Genomic DNA, 16,767 nt, shown 5'->3' on the forward strand with positions numbered 1-16,767 from the left:
CTTGTGACTAACTCTGTGGATAAATACTACATATAGGGGGTTTGCGATAAGAAAAACGCTATATGGTGAGTATTCTAGTATCGAATCTTTTCAGCACAAGGGTTGATTTTGACGTTAAATTGAGGTTGTGAAAGGGTAAAAAAGGCTAAGTCCTCGTACCGTAAGGCCTGGAAGACATGTCAATAATTAAGAAAAAAAATTCAAAATTTGATCGAGTGCTGATTTCTTCAACGGGAGGTCAGAATTGCGCAACATGATGTCGCGCAATCTTTATAAGAATAACGAATGACGTTAGGTGTTTTTGGTGGTTGTGTGCAACATATAATTAACATCTACGCCCGGTGCGAGCTTGAATTTATCCGTTAATGGATTGTAATGCAGACCGGTGATGTGCTGCTCCTTGAGCCACGTCTGGTCAACCCAGCTTAACAGCTCCGCAGGCTTGATGAATTTCTTCACGTCGTGCGTGCCTTTCGGCACCATGCGCAGCACATATTCTGCGCCAACAACGGCCATCAGCCAGGCTTTACCGTTACGGTTGATGGTCGAGAAGAAGACCTGTCCACCCGGTTTCACCAGTTTTGCACAGGCGTGCACCACGGACTGCGGATCGGGAACGTGCTCCAGCATCTCCATGCAAGTCACCACATCGTACTGATGAGCATGTTTTGCCGCGTGCTCTTCCACGGTTTCCTGCACGTATTCCACCTGGATGCCGGACTCCAGCGCGTGAAGACGGGCAACCTGCAGCGGTTCAAAGCCCATATCCAGGCCGGTAACGGTGGCCCCTTCGCGCGCCATGCTTTCAGCCAGGATGCCGCCGCCGCAACCGACGTCGAGAACTTTCTTACCGAACAGACCGCCGGAACGCTCCGCGATATAGCCCAGACGCAGCGGGTTAATGCGATGCAGAGGTTTGAACTCACCTTCGAGATCCCACCAGCGGGACGCCACCGCTTCAAATTTGGCAATCTCTTCGTGGTCAACGTTGTGAGCCACCGGGGATTTTTCGGCATTCATGGGCGCTTTTACTCCTTATTTAGCAAGACAAAGGAGTATATCAGCCCGCGCGGGTGAATAAAGCTTATTGGTTTACCTCAATCACCGCGGCTGTGTTATAATTTGCGACCTTTGAATCCGGGATACAGTAGAGGGATAGCGGTTAGATGAGCGACCTTGCGAGAGAAATTACACCGGTTAACATCGAGGAAGAGCTGAAGAGCTCCTATCTGGACTATGCGATGTCGGTCATTGTTGGCCGTGCGCTGCCGGACGTCCGCGATGGCCTTAAGCCGGTACACCGTCGCGTACTATACGCCATGAACGTATTGGGCAATGACTGGAATAAAGCCTATAAAAAATCTGCCCGCGTCGTGGGTGACGTCATCGGTAAATATCACCCGCATGGTGATACCGCCGTTTATGACACCATCGTCCGTATGGCGCAGCCATTCTCCTTGCGCTACATGCTGGTAGATGGTCAGGGTAACTTTGGTTCTGTTGACGGCGACTCCGCAGCGGCGATGCGTTATACGGAAATCCGTATGTCGAAAATCGCCCACGAGCTGATGGCCGACCTGGAAAAAGAGACCGTTGATTTCGTCGATAACTACGACGGCACCGAGCGCATTCCTGATGTTATGCCAACCAAGATCCCGAACCTGTTAGTGAACGGTTCGTCCGGTATCGCGGTCGGTATGGCTACCAACATTCCGCCACACAACATCACCGAAGTGATCAACGGCTGCCTGGCCTATATCGACGATGAAGAGATCAGCATTGAAGGGCTGATGGAACACATCCCGGGCCCGGACTTCCCGACGGCGGCGATCATCAACGGTCGTCGTGGTATTGAAGAAGCCTACCGCACCGGTCGCGGCAAGATTTATATCCGTGCCCGCGCCGAAGTGGAAGCGGACGCCAAAACGGGTCGTGAAACCATTATCGTTCACGAGATCCCGTATCAGGTGAACAAAGCGCGTCTGATTGAAAAAATCGCCGAGCTGGTAAAAGAAAAACGTGTTGAAGGTATCAGCGCGCTGCGTGACGAGTCTGACAAAGACGGTATGCGCATCGTGATTGAAATCAAACGTGACGCGGTGGGTGAGGTTGTGCTGAACAACCTGTACTCCCAGACTCAGCTTCAGGTCTCCTTCGGTATCAACATGGTTGCGCTGCACCATGGTCAGCCGAAGATCATGAACCTGAAAGAGATCCTGAGCGCGTTCGTGCGTCACCGCCGTGAAGTGGTGACCCGCCGTACAATCTTCGAGCTGCGTAAAGCGCGCGACCGTGCCCACATCCTTGAAGCGCTGGCCGTTGCCCTGGCTAACATCGACCCGATTATCGAGTTGATTCGCCGTGCGCCGACCCCGGCAGAAGCGAAAGCTGGCCTGATCGCGCGTCCGTGGGAGCTGGGTAACGTAGCCGCCATGCTGGAACGTGCGGGCGACGACGCTGCGCGCCCTGAGTGGCTGGAGCCTGAATTCGGCGTGCGCGACGGTCAGTACTATCTGACCGAGCAGCAGGCACAGGCGATTCTGGATCTGCGTCTGCAGAAACTGACCGGCCTTGAGCACGAAAAACTGCTCGACGAATACAAAGAGCTGCTGGAACAGATTGCTGAACTGCTGCATATCCTGGGTAGCGCAGACCGCCTGATGGAAGTGATCCGCGAAGAGCTGGAGCTGGTTCGCGATCAGTTCGGTGATGCGCGTCGCACCGAAATCACCGCAAACAGCTCTGATATCAACATTGAAGATCTGATCAACCGCGAAGATGTGGTGGTCACCCTGTCTCACCAGGGCTATGTGAAGTATCAGCCGCTGACCGACTACGAAGCACAGCGTCGTGGCGGTAAAGGGAAATCTGCGGCACGTATTAAAGAAGAAGACTTTATTGACCGTCTGCTGGTGGCGAACACCCATGACACGATCCTCTGCTTCTCAAGCCGTGGTCGTCTCTACTGGATGAAAGTCTATCAGCTGCCGGAAGCAAGCCGTGGCGCGCGTGGCCGTCCAATCGTCAACCTGCTGCCGCTGGAAGCGAATGAACGTATCACCGCTATCCTGCCGGTACGTGAGTACGAAGAGGGCGTGAACGTCTTTATGGCGACCGCGAGCGGTACCGTGAAGAAAACCGCGCTGACCGAATTCAGCCGTCCGCGTTCGGCCGGTATTATCGCCGTGAACCTGAACGAAGGCGACGAACTGATCGGTGTGGATCTGACCTCCGGTTCCGATGAAGTGATGCTGTTCTCCGCCGCCGGTAAAGTGGTGCGTTTCAAAGAGAACGCGGTCCGCGCAATGGGCCGTACGGCAACAGGCGTTCGTGGGATCAAACTGGCGGGTGAAGACTCCGTTGTTTCCCTGATCGTTCCACGCGGCGAAGGGGCTATCCTGACCGTCACGCAGAACGGCTACGGTAAACGTACGGCGGAAAGCGAATATCCGACTAAGTCCCGTGGTACGCAGGGCGTTATCTCTATCAAAGTGACCGAGCGCAACGGTTCCGTTGTCGGCGCGGTGCAGGTGGACGACGCCGACCAGATCATGATGATCACCGATGCCGGTACGCTGGTGCGTACTCGCGTATCTGAGATCAGCGTGGTGGGTCGTAACACCCAGGGCGTGATCCTCATCCGTACAGCGGAAGATGAAAACGTGGTGGGTCTGCAGCGTGTTGCTGAGCCTGTGGATGACGAAGAACTCGACTCCATCGATGGTACGGTAGCGGAAGGCGATGATGAAATCGCGCCGGAAGCGGACACCGACGAAGATGCAGCGGATGACGCTGACGAGTAATGTCTCCTGACGCAAAAAGGGCCGGTTTCCGGCCCTTTTCTTTTGCACAAGCAGACAAGTGAACGTTGCGACAAGCCGCGTTTACCGCTACCTTAACCACATTCTTTTTGACCCCGATGGCGGAGCCTCGCCCCTTTGAAATACCTCGTCTCCTTTCGTACCACGCTGAAAGTCTCTCGCTATCTGTTCCGGGCGCTGGCGCTACTGCTTTGGTTGCTGGTGGCTCTGTTCTCGGTGTTTTTCATCGTTAATGCGCTACACCAGAAAGAAGCGGAGATCCGCCAGGAGTTTAACCTCAGCTCCGATCAGGCCCAGCGCTACATTCAGCGCACCTCTGACGTCATGAAGGAGCTGAAGTACATTGCCGAGAATCGCCTGACGGCGGAAAACGGTATTCTTGCCATTCGTGGGCGCAATGATAAAACCGAAGTACCCGACTTTGAGCCCCTGTTCCCGGACTCTGACTGCTCCGCAATGGGCAGTACCTGGCGCGGCTCGCTGGAATCGCTGGCGTGGTTTATGCGCTACTGGCGTGACAACTTCTCCGCGGCCTATGACCTGAACCGCGTCTATCTTATTGGCAGCGAAAATCTCTGCATGGCCGATTTTGGCCTGCGCGACATGCCCGTAGAGCGTGATGACGCGCTGAAAAGCCTGCATGAGCGTATTGTGAAATACCGCAATGCGCCGCAGGACGAGCGCGGGAATAACATCTTCTGGATTAGCCAGGGCCCGCGCACGGGCGTGGGCTATTTCTATGCCCTGACGCCGGTGTATCTGGGCAACCGCCTGCAGGCGCTGCTGGGCATTGAACAAACCATCCGCATGGAAAACTTCTTCACGCCGGGCAGCCTGCCGATGGGGGTGACCATTCTCGATGAAAACGGTCATTCCCTGATCTCCCTCGCCGGGCCGGATAACCGTTTGAACGTTGATCCACACTGGATGCAGGAGCGGTCGTGGTTTGGCTACACCTCCGGTTTCCGCGAGCTGGTGTTGAAGAAAAGTCTGCCGCCTTCGTCGCTCAGCATTGTCTATTCGGTGCCGGTGGATATGGTGCTTGAACGCATTCGCATCCTGATCCTCAACGCCATTTTGCTGAATATCGCGGTGGGCGTGGCGCTGTTTATGCTGGCGCGCATGTATGAGCGGCGGATATTTATTCCGGCTGAGGCAGACGCCCAGCGTCTCGAAGAACATGAGCAGTTTAACCGTAAGATTGTCGCCTCTGCGCCGGTGGGGATCTGTATCCTGCGCACCCAGGACGGCACCAATATCCTCAGTAACGAGCTGGCGCATAACTACCTGAACATGCTGACGCATGAGGACAGGCAGCGGCTGACGCAGATTATCTGCGGGCAGCAGGTTAACTTTGTGGACGTGCTGACCAGCACCCACACCAACCTGCAAATCAGCTTCGTCCATTCGCGCTATCGCAATGAAAACGTGGCCATTTGTGTGCTGGTGGATGTCTCCGCGCGTGTGAAAATGGAAGAGTCGCTTCAGGAGATGGCGCAGGCGGCCGAACAGGCCAGTCAGTCGAAATCGATGTTCCTTGCTACCGTCAGCCACGAGCTGCGCACGCCGCTTTACGGGATCATCGGTAACCTCGATCTGCTGCAGACGAAAGAGCTGCCGAAAGGGGTTGATCGCCTGGTCACGGCGATGAACAACTCTTCAAGCCTGCTGCTGAAAATCATCAGCGATATTCTCGATTTCTCAAAAATTGAGTCAGAGCAGCTGAAAATCGAGCCGCGCGAGTTTTCCCCGCGCGAGGTCATGAACCATATTAGCGCCAACTATCTGCCGCTGGTGGTGCGTAAACAGCTGGGACTGTACTGCTTTATCGAACCGGACGTGCCGCTGACGCTGCACGGCGATCCGATGCGCCTGCAGCAGGTCATCTCCAACCTGCTGAGCAACGCCATCAAATTCACCGATATCGGCTGTATTGTGCTGCACGTGTGCCGCGCAGGGGACTATCTGACTATCCGCGTGCGTGATACGGGCGTGGGCATCCCGGCGAAGGAGGTGGTCCGTCTGTTCGACCCGTTCTTCCAGGTCGGGACGGGCGTGCAGCGTAACTTCCAGGGCACCGGGCTGGGGCTGGCGATTTGTGAAAAGCTCATCAGCATGATGGACGGGGATATCTCGGTTGACACCGAGCCGGGCATGGGAAGCCAGTTCACCATCCGTATTCCGCTCTACTCGGCGCAGTATCCGGCTAAAACGACGGTCGATGGGCTGAGCGACAAGCGCTGCTGGCTGGCGGTGCATAACGCTTCGCTCAATGATTATCTGACGGCGCTGCTTAACCACAGTGGCGTACGGGTATGCCGATATGAAGGACAGACTCCAGACGTGGACGATATGCTGATCGCTGACGACATGCCGGAACAGGCGTGGCCGGGAAGAGGAGTGATCATGTTCTGCCGTCGCCACATTGGTATTCCGCTGGAGCGCGCGCCGGGGGAATGGGTGCACAGCGTGGCGACCCCGCATGAGCTGTTAGGGCTACTGGCGCGCATTTACAGCGTACAGCTTGAAGACAGCGATGGCGCAACGGCACTGCCGTCACCGGATGCGCTGGCGTCGGTGAATGACGATATGATGATTCTGGTGGTGGACGACCATCCGATCAACCGCCGCCTGCTGGCCGACCAGCTTGGCTCGCTCGGATATCAGTGTAAAACCGCCAACGACGGCGTCGATGCGCTGAACGTGCTGAGTAAAAACCATATTGATATCGTGCTGAGCGACGTGAATATGCCAAACATGGACGGCTACCGTCTGACGCAGCGCATTCGCCAGCTTGGCCTGACGCTGCCGGTCGTTGGCGTGACGGCTAACGCCCTGGCGGAAGAGAAGCAGCGCTGTCTGGAGTCGGGAATGGACAGCTGCCTGTCGAAGCCGGTGACGCTGGACGTATTGAAGCAGACGTTGTCTGTTTATGCGGACCGCGTGAGAAAAACGAGAATATAAAAAAGGCCCGCGAGGGCCTTTTTTATTTGCCCGGCGGCGCTGCGCTTGCGCGGGCCTACGGGTTTTGTAGGCCGGGTAAGCGCAGCGCCACCCGGCATTTACAGTGGGGATCAATCCTTATCCGTTGCGCTCAGCGTCACGGAGGAGAGATAGTTGAGCAGCGCAATATCATTGTCCACACCCAGCTTCATCATTGCTGATTTCTTCTGGCTGCTGATGGTTTTAATACTGCGGTTCAGCTTCTTGGCAATCTCGGTTACCAGGAAACCTTCTGCGAAGAGACGCAGAACTTCGCTCTCTTTTGGAGACAGGCGCTTGTCGCCATAGCCACCCGCGCTGATTTTCTCCAGCAGGCGGGAGACGCTTTCAGGCGTGAATTTCTTGCCTTTTTGCAGCGCTGCCAGCGCTTTTGGCAGGTCGGTTGGTGCACCTTGCTTCAGCACAATCCCTTCGATATCCAGATCCAACACTGCGCTCAGAATCGCCGGGTTGTTGTTCATGGTCAGAACGATGATCGAGATGTCCGGGAAGTGACGTTTAATGTATTTGATGAGCGTGATCCCATCACCGTATTTGTCTCCAGGCATGGACAGGTCGGTAATGAGCACGTGTGCATCAAGTTTAGGAAGGTTATTGATCAGTGCTGTAGAGTCTTCAAATTCACCGACTACATTCACCCACTCGATCTGTTCAAGTGATTTGCGAATACCGAACAGTACAATCGGATGGTCATCGGCAATAATTACGTTCATATTGTTCATGTATAAGGCTACCTTGCTACAGCAAGCTCTTGACATAGGTGTCAATGTCGCTGATGTATTTTTCAATGCCAGAGGCATCTTTCTCACGAATTAGATGTTCCAGCGTTTCACATAACTGCTTGCCGGGAACCAGATTAAGCATGGCAAACACCCCTTTAAGCCGGTGTGCTGTCTGTGCCAGCGCTGCAAAATCATTCGCAGCGGACTCAGTATACAACCGCTTAACATCATCTGGTACTGTATCAACAAAGAGTGAATAGTATCCGCTGGCGTGGAGCTCGGCATTTTCATTGCCGCCTAACGGTGATTCCGCTATCTCTTCCTGCGCCAGTTGCTCTTCTATAAGTTGTAGTACAGCTTCCTGCATCGCATTGCTTATATTAAAGTTGACGCGCAGCTGGCCTGGGCCGATTTTTCGCACGCCTGACTCATCATCGCTTAAAAGCAAGCCTGTGGCAGTAAGATTAGACGGATTATCAGTTAAAAATAGATCAAATTCTTGACTCGCAAGCCTTTCGTCCGGCGTGATGCAGGCCGCACCCCAGTTTTCTAACTGGCGAACCACGATATTGCGGATCTCGTTTGAGGTCACATCAACCATCACCACCACATCATCCAGCAGACGTTCTTCATCTTCTTCCTGTGGATTCGCCGCCATTTTGACATGCAGCGAGTAGCGTGTGCCGAGGGATTCACGCGCCTTGATATTCAGGTGACCGCCCAGTTTACGTGCCAGCTGATCGCACAGCCAGAAGGTGAGGGCGTTCGCTTTGCCGTAGTGATCGCTCTGGGTATCGTTCAGGAACGGGAAGTGCAGATTATCAATTTCACTTACGGTGACGCCTTCACCCGTGTCCAGAATACGGAACGTCAGGCGATCCTCCGTCGATTCGTCGGTGCTGACTTCGAGAGTAATCTTGCCGATCTGGGTGGTGGTGACCGAATACTGGATCAGCATCAGCAGGATCCGACGCAGCGCTTCGCGATCGCCATGGCGCTCGTCATTCGCCGGGAGGTGGTTGTTGATCAGCAGCTGCAGCCCTTTGCGCTTAATGACCGGGAGCACCTCCGGAACCACTTCATCGATCAGATCCTGGATAGAAAAGAGCGTTGGGGTGCCTTTCCAGATGTCATTTTCCAGCATGTTTGCAAGCTGGATTTCGTCGACCATACGTACCAGCGACTCGGCCTGGCTCGTCAACTGCTGGCCTTCTGGCGTATTCAGACCCGCAGCCTGAGCAACCAGCGTTTTTAACGGTTGTTTGAACGCATCACCGATATTTTGCATAAACGCCGTGCGGCCATGCTGGTTTTTCTCGTAAAGCCGCTGCGCCTGCTTGAGCTTTTTGTTGACCAGCACTTCACGGTCCTGATCGCGAATAACAAAGATTTGCGTACGGGATGCAACCTGGCTGCTGAACTGACGGATCTCATACAGCTCGTTATTAATGGTCGCCTGAATCACCCCCTGGTGCTGGTCCGCCATCGCCGTGATGTTCTGCAGGTTGAGGTGGGGCAGAAGGTGATCGGCAATCTTGTTGCTCATCACCGTGCGGTTGGCTTCCTGATCGTGAACAAGCACCCCGAGCGGCAGCACCGAAATAATCTCTTCATTCAGGGCGCGCAATACGCGAAGTTCATTACTGGTGCCCGCAGAGACAGCAGAAGTGTCACTCTGACGTCCCGGCTGGAAGCGGAACGTGCTGTAGCCAAACAGCGCCAGCGCCAGCAGACCGATATTCAGCAGCAGCGGCAGCAGGATGTTTTGCAATGTATCCAGCAGCAAGGTGCCAAACGGCACCTGCCACACCAGACGCATGCCGGTTGAATTTAACGATGACGCAATTTCAATTTTTGAGCCGTTAAATGAAATAGAGACGCTCTCGGCCCCTTCTTTATCCGGCGGGTTGCGCAGGTTTTGCGTGCTGTTGTCAGGCTCCAGACGGAAGCTGTCCAGCGGCATGTCCGGGGGGATCAGGTCATTGATCGGCAGATCGAACGCCACCACGGTTGCGAGGTGTCCCGGCTGGTTAAACGTCGTGCGCAGCGTAAAGTAATGCCCATTTTGCCAGGCCAGACGGCGCAAAGAGGAGAAACTCTCGCGCTCATCCAGGGCGTTGGCTTGCTGCAACATTTCTGCGCGGCGTGAATCCACAATGCTGCCTACCGTCGTCTCTTTAAATCCGGATGAGAGGTCTTTGAGCGGTAGGGTAGAGATCAGGATCATGCTGTTGTCCTGACCGTTCAGGTAGTACATCGACCAGGGCACGGTCTCTGCGCCCCAGAGAGTATCAAGATAGGTTGAAATGCGCTGCGTCATCTCAAGCGTCGCGCTGTCATGCGAACCGAAAATCAGGGCTTCTGTCTTACGCTGAGGTTTTTCCAGGTAATACACATCCTGCTTAAGGCGTGTCTCCTGTAATCCTTCCCCGGTGGTGGTTGCGGGCGCGGCGGCAATGTTGTCGTAGATCTGCCAGGTCGCATAGCGCCATGTGTCGATCCGTTTGTGTACCGCATGAGTGATATCAACGATCTGGTAACTCTTGTCCTTCAGCCAGGCATTGACCGCACTTTGAACCATAACCCCCATCGTGACCAACAGCACAACGATCAATAGAAGAAAGAAACGGGTGATGCTCCCGGGAAGGAGGGAGAATTTGCTCAGGGCGGTAGTTTCAGTCTGACTCATTGATATCTTTAACCCGTGATGGCCGTGCTTTAAGGGGATACGGCAGTATAAAGGGTAAAACCTGAATTTCCAGCGTCATGGTCTGAGAATGACGGACTTTTTCCACGAAGAATGTCGGCAGTGCTCGGTGCGTAAAATATGTACAAATGACGGCGGGGTGTATAAATATAAATCGACATCTTTCCGGGAATAGCACGAATAAACAAGAAATTGAGTTTTGTAGAAATGATGCGGGTCCGCGAAGGGTCAGGGGGCGATTTAGTTAATAGTCGTTACGATTTCGGGGCGGTAGCACAAGAAAAATATAATTGCGTAAAGAAAGGTAAAAAAAAACCGAACGCTCGGCATTCGGTTCAATTAGGGATAAACAGACATTCAAAACTGAATGACGGTAATAAATAAAGTTAATGATGATAGCGAGAGTTATTTTAGTGATATTGGCTTGTTTTGTTTTATCATTCAGTGCTGTCATGGGTTTTTATGTAATGGTATGATTTTAAGCTTCTTTTTTTTCATTTTGATTATTGGTGCTATATTTTTGACCCTTGCGTGCTTTGTAAAAGTTCCTTGATATTTACAAATTGAAACATCTTGATAGATAAATGAAACATCTTAAAAGTTTTCGTATCATATTCCCGTTGGATTATTCTGTATTTTTGAGGAGAATGAAGTTGCCGACTGGTTAAGAGGGTTAATCAGTAAGCAGTGGTAATAATAAGGCATATAACAGAGGGTTAATAAAATGAAAGTTAAAGTACTGTCCCTCCTGGTACCAGCACTGCTGGTAGCAGGCGCAGCAAATGCGGCTGAAATTTATAACAAAGACGGCAACAAATTAGATCTGTACGGTAAAGTTGATGGTCTGCACTATTTCTCTGATGACGACAGCGTTGACGGCGACCAGACCTACATGCGTCTTGGCTTCAAGGGCGAAACGCAGGTTAATGACCAACTGACCGGTTACGGCCAGTGGGAATACCAGATTCAGGGTAACTCCGGCGAAAACGAAAACAACTCCTGGACGCGTGTGGCGTTCGCGGGTCTGAAATTTGCTGACGCGGGTTCTTTCGATTACGGTCGTAACTACGGTGTTGTTTACGATGTCACCTCCTGGACTGACGTACTGCCAGAATTCGGCGGCGACACCTACGGTTCTGACAACTTCATGCAGCAGCGTGGTAATGGCTTCGCGACCTACCGTAACCAGGACTTCTTCGGTCTGGTTGATGGCCTGAACTTCGCGCTGCAGTATCAGGGTAAAAACGGTAGCGTAAGCGGTGAAGATCAGACCAACAACGGTCGTTCTGCACTCCGTCAGAACGGTGATGGCTACGGTGGTTCTATCACTTACGATCTGGGCGAAGGCTTCGGTATCGGTACTGCTCTCACCAGCTCTAAACGTACCAACTCCCAGAACGACATGGGCTTCGGTACCGGCGATCGTGCTGACACCTACACCGGTGGTCTGAAATACGACGCGAACAACCTCTACCTGGCTGCACAGTACACCCAGACCTACAACGCGACCCGCGCGGGCGATCTGGGCTGGGCTAACAAAGCACAGAACTTCGAAGTGGTTGCACAGTACCAGTTCGACTTCGGTCTGCGTCCATCCGTGGCTTACCTGCAGTCTAAAGGTAAGGATCTGGAAAACGGCTACGGCGACCAGGATATCCTGAAATATGTTGACGTGGGCGCGACTTACTACTTCAACAAAAACATGTCCACCTATGTTGATTACAAAATCAACCTGCTGGACGAGAACGACTTCACTCGTAGCGCTGGCATCAGCACTGACGATGTCGTCGCGCTGGGTCTGGTTTACCAGTTCTAATCGCTTCATTGCGTGACTAAGGGGCCTTCTGGCCCCTTTTTTTGGGTCTTACAACGAGACCATTTTGGTGTACTCTTGCCGCCCTGGCATGAGGATAATAATGAATGGATATGATTTTTTTACGCGCCAGCGTTCTGGCTACGCTTTTTTTCCTGACAGCGTGTGACGCGCCTGCTCCCTCAGCACAAACTGACGCGCCAGCGGCGACGGTGCTGGAAGGGAAAACGATGGGCACCTTCTGGCGCGTGAGCGTCATGCATCTCGACACGGCGCGGTCTGACGAACTTCGCGGCAAAATTCAGTCCCAGCTCGACGCTGACGACCAGCTGCTTTCAACCTATAAAAACGACTCCGCGCTCATGCGTTTTAACCTCTCAACCAGCACCTCTCTGTGGCCGGTGAGTGAAGCCATGGCCGATATTGTGACGGAGTCGATGCGCGTGGGGTATAAAACCAACGGCGCGATGGACGTGACCGTCGGGCCGCTGGTGAATCTGTGGGGATTTGGCCCCAACAAGCAGCCGGTGACCACGCCTGACCAGGCGGCGATTGATGACGCCCGCGCGCGCACCGGGCTGCAACACCTGACGGTCATTAACCAGTACGGTCAACAATATCTGCAAAAAGACATTCCCGATCTCTTTGTCGATCTCTCAACGGTAGGCGAGGGGTATGCGGCAGATCATCTTGCGGCGCTGATGGAGCGGGAAGGCATTTCCCGCTATCTGGTCTCGGTGGGCGGTGCGCTCGTCAGCCGGGGGATGAACGCCAGTGGCAAACCGTGGCGGGTGGCCATTCAAAAACCCACCGATCGGCAAAACGCGGTGCAGGCTATTGTGGATATCAACGGCCACGGGATCAGCACCTCGGGAAGCTATCGCAACTATTATGAGCTCGACGGCAAACGCATTTCGCATGTCATCGATCCGCAGACCGGCCGTCCGATTACCCATAATCTTGTTTCCGTTACGGTGATCGCGCCGACGGCACTGGAAGCGGATGCCTGGGATACCGGCCTGATGGTACTCGGCCCGGAAAAGGCCAAAGAGGTGGCGCGGCAGGAACAGCTCGCGGTCTATATGATCACCAAAGAGGGCGACGGGTTCAAAACCTGGAGCTCGCCGCAGTTTACGGGCTTCCTGGTGAGCGAAAAAAATTAAAAAGCAAGGTTGCGGGTTTTTGTTCGGTGGCACTCGGGCAAGGTAGGATTATGCTTGTAAGAGGAGCTGATGATGAAAAACGTAACCTTTACTACCGATGAAGATCGCTGGCAAGCCGTGCTTGGCCGCGATCCTCGCGCCGATAATCAGTTTGTCTTTGCGGTTCAGACGACGGGGATTTATTGCCGTCCGTCCTGTCGTGCCCGCCACGCGCTGCGTAAAAATGTCCGTTTCTATCCTGATGCTCAGCACGCTGTTCAGGACGGCTTTCGCCCCTGCAAACGCTGTATGCCGGACAAGCTCAACCCACATCAGCAGACGCTGGCGAAAGTTGAACAGGCCTGCCGCCTGCTGGAGAAGGATCCGGCGTTAACGCTGGAGGCGTTGGCGCAGAAGGTCGCCAGCAGTCCTTTCCATTTCCACCGTCTGTTTAAATCCGTGACCGGCATGACGCCTAAAGCCTGGCAGCAGACCGCTCGGGAGCACCGTCTGCGCAGCGCGCTGGCGCAGGGGGATAAAATTACCGACGCTGTACTGGCGGCAGGGTTTCCCGATAGCAGCAGTTATTATCGGAAAGCCGATGAGGCGTTGGGGATGACGGCGAAGCAGTACCGCAGCGGGGATGTCGCGGTTCGTTACGCCATCAGCGACTGTTCCCTGGGGCGTTGTCTGGTTGGCGAAAGCGAGCGCGGGATCTGCGCAATCCTGCTGGGTGACGACGATGCGACTTTAGAAGGGGAGCTGTTGACGCTGTTTCCCCGCGCGGAGCGAGAAGTGCTTGAAGGTCCGTTCGCGCAGCGCATCCAGCAGGTGATGAGCAGTATTGACAGCCGCTCGGTGCCGCTGGCGCTTCCGCTGGATATCCGCGGAACGGCTTTTCAGCAGCAGGTCTGGCAGGCCCTTCGCAACATTCCCTGTGGTGAAACGGCAAGCTACCAGCAGGTGGCAAAGGCGATGGGTAAACCCAATGCCGTACGCGCCGTGGCAGGTGCCTGCGCCGCAAACAAACTGGCGATCGTCATTCCTTGCCATCGCGTAGTGCGAAACGACGGGGCGCTTTCGGGTTATCGTTGGGGGACGGCACGAAAAGCGATATTGCTTAAACGTGAGGCGAGTCGCCGGGAGGATTAATGCTCGATCTTTTTGCCGATGCGGAGCCCTGGCAGGAGCCGCTCGCGCCGGGGGCGGTGATCCTGCGCCGCTTTGCGCTTTCCCGCGCAGCGGCGTTACTGACTGGCATTGATGAGGTGGCGGCCGTCTCGCCATTTCGCCATATGGTGACGCCGGGCGGGTATACCATGTCGGTGGCGATGACCAACTGCGGTCAACTCGGCTGGGCGACCAACGAACGCGGCTACCTGTATGCACCGAATGATCCCTCCACCGGCAGGCCGTGGCCGCCGATGCCGGATGCGTTTCAGCGACTCTGCCACGAGGCTGCGGTTGCCGCCGGGTATGCCGATTTTCAGCCGGATGCCTGTCTGATCAACCGCTATGCCGTAGGGGCAAAACTGTCGCTGCATCAGGATAAGGATGAGCCGGATCTGCGCGCCCCAATCGTTTCGGTCTCTCTGGGTCTGCCCGCGGTCTTTCAGTTTGGTGGATTACGTCGTAACGATCCGCTTAAGCGTCTGATGCTGGAGCACGGTGATGTAGTGGTCTGGGGCGGCGAGTCGCGGCTCTTTTATCACGGCATTCAACCGCTTAAACCCGGCGTTCACCCGCAAACGGGGGCGTTTCGCTTTAACCTGACGTTCCGTCAGGCGGCTTATGGCGAATAAAAATAAGAATTATTCTTGATGTAAACGCAAGGCAGTTTACACTGCGGGCTGATTTTCTTGTCCGGATTGCTCTGCATGCAACTACTTCTTCTTGTCTGGCGTCAGTATCGCTGGCCTTTTATTGCGGTGATGGCGTTAAGCCTTGCCAGCGCCGCGCTGGGTATCGGCCTGATCGCCTTTATCAACGTCCGTTTGATTGAAATGGTCGACACCTCGCTGGCCGTTCTGCCGGAATTCCTGGGTTTATTGCTGCTGCTGATGGCGGTCACGCTGGGTTCACAGCTGGCCCTGACCGCGCTCGGCCACCACTTCGTTTTCCGTCTGCGCAGCGAATTTATCAAGCGGATCCTCGACACGCAGGTTGAGCGCGTGGAGCAACTCGGCAGTGCCTCCCTGCTGGCAGGGCTGACCAGCGACGTGCGCGCCATTACCATCGCCTTTGTGCGTCTGCCGGAGCTGGTGCAAGGTATCATTTTGACCTTCGGTTCGGCGGCCTACCTTGCCTGGCTCTCCACCAAAATGCTGGCGGTTACCGCGCTGTGGATTGTCATCACCATCTGGGGCGGGTTCCTGCTGGTGTCGCGCGTCTACAAACACATGGCGGTACTTCGCGAAACCGAAGATAAACTTTACAACGATTACCAGACGGTGCTGGAAGGGCGCAAGGAGCTGACCCTGAACCGCGAGCGCGCTGAGCATATTTTCAATAATCTCTATATCCCGGACGCGCGCGAATACCGGCATCACATCATTCGCGCCGATACCTTCCACCTGAGCGCGGTGAACTGGTCGAACATCATGATGCTGGGTGCCATTGGCCTGGTGTTCTGGATGGCGAACAGCCTGGGCTGGGCGGACACCAATGTGGCGGCAACCTACTCGCTGACGCTGCTGTTTTTGCGCACGCCGCTGCTCTCGGCCGTCGGTGCGTTGCCCACCTTGCTGAGTGCGCAGGTGGCGTTTAACAAGCTCAAAAAATTCGATCTCGCGCCGTTTAAGGCTGAATTCCCGCGTCCGCAGGCCTTCCCGAACTGGCAGACGCTGGAACTGCGTAACGTCACGTTCCGCTATCAGGATAACGCCTTCTCCGTGGGGCCGGTTAACCTGACGATTCACCGTGGCGAGCTGCTGTTCCTGATTGGCGGCAACGGCAGCGGTAAATCCACGCTGGCGATGTTGCTGACCGGGCTTTATCAACCGCAGTCGGGCGAGATTTTGCTGGACGGTAAGGCGCTGAGCGCAGAGAAACCGGAGGATTACCGTAAGCTGTTCTCGGCGGTATTTACCGACGTCTGGCTGTTTGATCGGCTGCTGGGGCCGGAAGGCCAGCAGGCCAATCCGGCGCTGGTGGAGAAGTGGCTTGGGCATCTGCAGATGTCTCACAAGCTTGAGCTTCAGGACGGCAAGATCCTGAACCTTAAGCTCTCGAAAGGGCAGAAAAAGCGCGTGGCGCTGCTGCTGGCCCTGGCGGAAGAGCGTGACATCATCCTGCTGGATGAATGGGCGGCCGATCAGGACCCGCATTTCCGCCGCGAGTTTTATCAGGTGCTGCTGCCGCTGATGCAGGAGATGGGCAAAACCATTTTCGCCATCAGCCACGACGATCATTACTTCATTCACGCCGACCGTCTGCTGGAGATGCGCGACGGCACGCTGAGCGAGCTGACCGGTGAAGAGCGCGATGCAGCATCGCGTGACGCGGTGGCGCGCACGGCCTGAGTGCGATTGTGCCGGGTGGCGGCTTCGCCTTACCCGGC

General features: G+C 54.9%; 10 protein-coding genes. 7 read left to right on the forward strand and 3 right to left on the reverse strand.

The genetic code is table 11. The annotated features are described in order from the left end of the window. Positions 1-291: 291 nt before the first annotated feature. Positions 292-1,020, reverse strand: a complete 729-nt coding sequence (ubiG, locus tag AC2T6E_RS08185) for a bifunctional 2-polyprenyl-6-hydroxyphenol methylase/3-demethylubiquinol 3-O-methyltransferase UbiG (RefSeq protein ID WP_214593743.1) — start codon at positions 1,018-1,020, stop codon at positions 292-294. Positions 1,021-1,166: 146 nt separating this feature from the next. On the opposite strand from ubiG, the gene gyrA reads away from it, so the two are divergent. Both gyrA and rcsC read left to right on the forward strand, forming a co-directional pair. Beyond that, on the forward strand, positions 1,167-3,803 hold the full coding sequence (gyrA, locus tag AC2T6E_RS08190) for a DNA topoisomerase (ATP-hydrolyzing) subunit A (RefSeq protein WP_238459907.1): 2,637 nt from the start codon (positions 1,167-1,169) through the stop codon (positions 3,801-3,803). 135 nt (positions 3,804-3,938) lie between these two features. Then, on the forward strand, positions 3,939-6,785 hold the full coding sequence (gene rcsC / locus AC2T6E_RS08195; RefSeq protein ID WP_120157801.1) for a two-component system sensor histidine kinase RcsC: 2,847 nt from the start codon (positions 3,939-3,941) through the stop codon (positions 6,783-6,785). Between the two features lie 110 nt (positions 6,786-6,895). Here rcsC and rcsB read toward each other — a convergent pair whose 3' ends face one another. Both rcsB and rcsD read right to left on the reverse strand, forming a co-directional pair. Continuing rightward, positions 6,896-7,546 carry a response regulator transcription factor RcsB gene (rcsB, locus tag AC2T6E_RS08200; RefSeq protein ID WP_003859405.1) on the reverse strand — a complete coding sequence of 217 codons (651 nt, stop codon included), beginning with the start codon at positions 7,544-7,546 and terminating at the stop codon, positions 6,896-6,898. Between the two features lie 16 nt (positions 7,547-7,562). Further along, positions 7,563-10,235 (reverse strand): phosphotransferase RcsD, encoded by a 2,673-nt coding sequence (gene rcsD / locus AC2T6E_RS08205; RefSeq protein ID WP_486691311.1) that lies wholly within the window; start codon positions 10,233-10,235, stop codon positions 7,563-7,565. A gap of 742 nt (positions 10,236-10,977) precedes the next feature. Here rcsD and AC2T6E_RS08210 point away from each other — a divergent pair. The 5 genes from AC2T6E_RS08210 to AC2T6E_RS08230 all read left to right on the forward strand — a co-directional run bounded on the left by AC2T6E_RS08210 (position 10,978) and on the right by AC2T6E_RS08230 (position 16,729). After that, positions 10,978-12,069, forward strand: coding sequence for a porin OmpC (locus AC2T6E_RS08210; RefSeq protein ID WP_126816609.1), 1,092 nt, complete (start codon positions 10,978-10,980; stop codon positions 12,067-12,069). Positions 12,070-12,173: 104 nt separating this feature from the next. Then, positions 12,174-13,229 (forward strand): FAD:protein FMN transferase ApbE, encoded by a 1,056-nt coding sequence (gene apbE, locus AC2T6E_RS08215; RefSeq protein WP_486691313.1) that lies wholly within the window; start codon positions 12,174-12,176, stop codon positions 13,227-13,229. Between the two features lie 72 nt (positions 13,230-13,301). Further along, entirely contained in the window at positions 13,302-14,360 is a 1,059-nt protein-coding gene (gene ada, locus AC2T6E_RS08220) for a bifunctional DNA-binding transcriptional regulator/O6-methylguanine-DNA methyltransferase Ada (RefSeq protein WP_486691578.1), read from the forward strand. Next, complete coding sequence (alkB, locus tag AC2T6E_RS08225) at positions 14,360-15,010, forward strand: DNA oxidative demethylase AlkB (protein WP_108416619.1); 651 nt, start codon at positions 14,360-14,362, stop codon at positions 15,008-15,010. Before ada ends, alkB begins: the two co-directional genes overlap by 1 nt. Before the next feature lie 75 nt (positions 15,011-15,085). Beyond that, positions 15,086-16,729, forward strand: coding sequence for a multidrug ABC transporter permease/ATP-binding protein (locus AC2T6E_RS08230; RefSeq protein WP_108416618.1), 1,644 nt, complete (start codon positions 15,086-15,088; stop codon positions 16,727-16,729). Positions 16,730-16,767 lie beyond the last annotated feature (38 nt).

The organism is Enterobacter sp. B79-1, from assembly GCF_057444735.1.

Bases quoted from the DNA above. Each gene is read 5' to 3' on its own strand.
- ubiG (WP_214593743.1), bottom strand. From the start codon at position 1,020: ATGAATGCCGAAAAATCCCCGGTGGCTCACAACGTTGACCACGAAGAG.
- gyrA (WP_238459907.1), top strand. From the start codon at position 1,167: ATGAGCGACCTTGCGAGAGAAATTACACCGGTTAACATCGAGGAAGAG.
- rcsB (WP_003859405.1), bottom strand. From the start codon at position 7,546: ATGAACAATATGAACGTAATTATTGCCGATGACCATCCGATTGTACTG.
- rcsD (WP_486691311.1), bottom strand. From the start codon at position 10,235: ATGAGTCAGACTGAAACTACCGCCCTGAGCAAATTCTCCCTCCTTCCC.
- AC2T6E_RS08210 (WP_126816609.1), top strand. From the start codon at position 10,978: ATGAAAGTTAAAGTACTGTCCCTCCTGGTACCAGCACTGCTGGTAGCA.
- apbE (WP_486691313.1), top strand. From the start codon at position 12,174: ATGGATATGATTTTTTTACGCGCCAGCGTTCTGGCTACGCTTTTTTTC.
- ada (WP_486691578.1), top strand. From the start codon at position 13,302: ATGAAAAACGTAACCTTTACTACCGATGAAGATCGCTGGCAAGCCGTG.
- alkB (WP_108416619.1), top strand. From the start codon at position 14,360: ATGCTCGATCTTTTTGCCGATGCGGAGCCCTGGCAGGAGCCGCTCGCG.
- AC2T6E_RS08230 (WP_108416618.1), top strand. From the start codon at position 15,086: ATGCAACTACTTCTTCTTGTCTGGCGTCAGTATCGCTGGCCTTTTATT.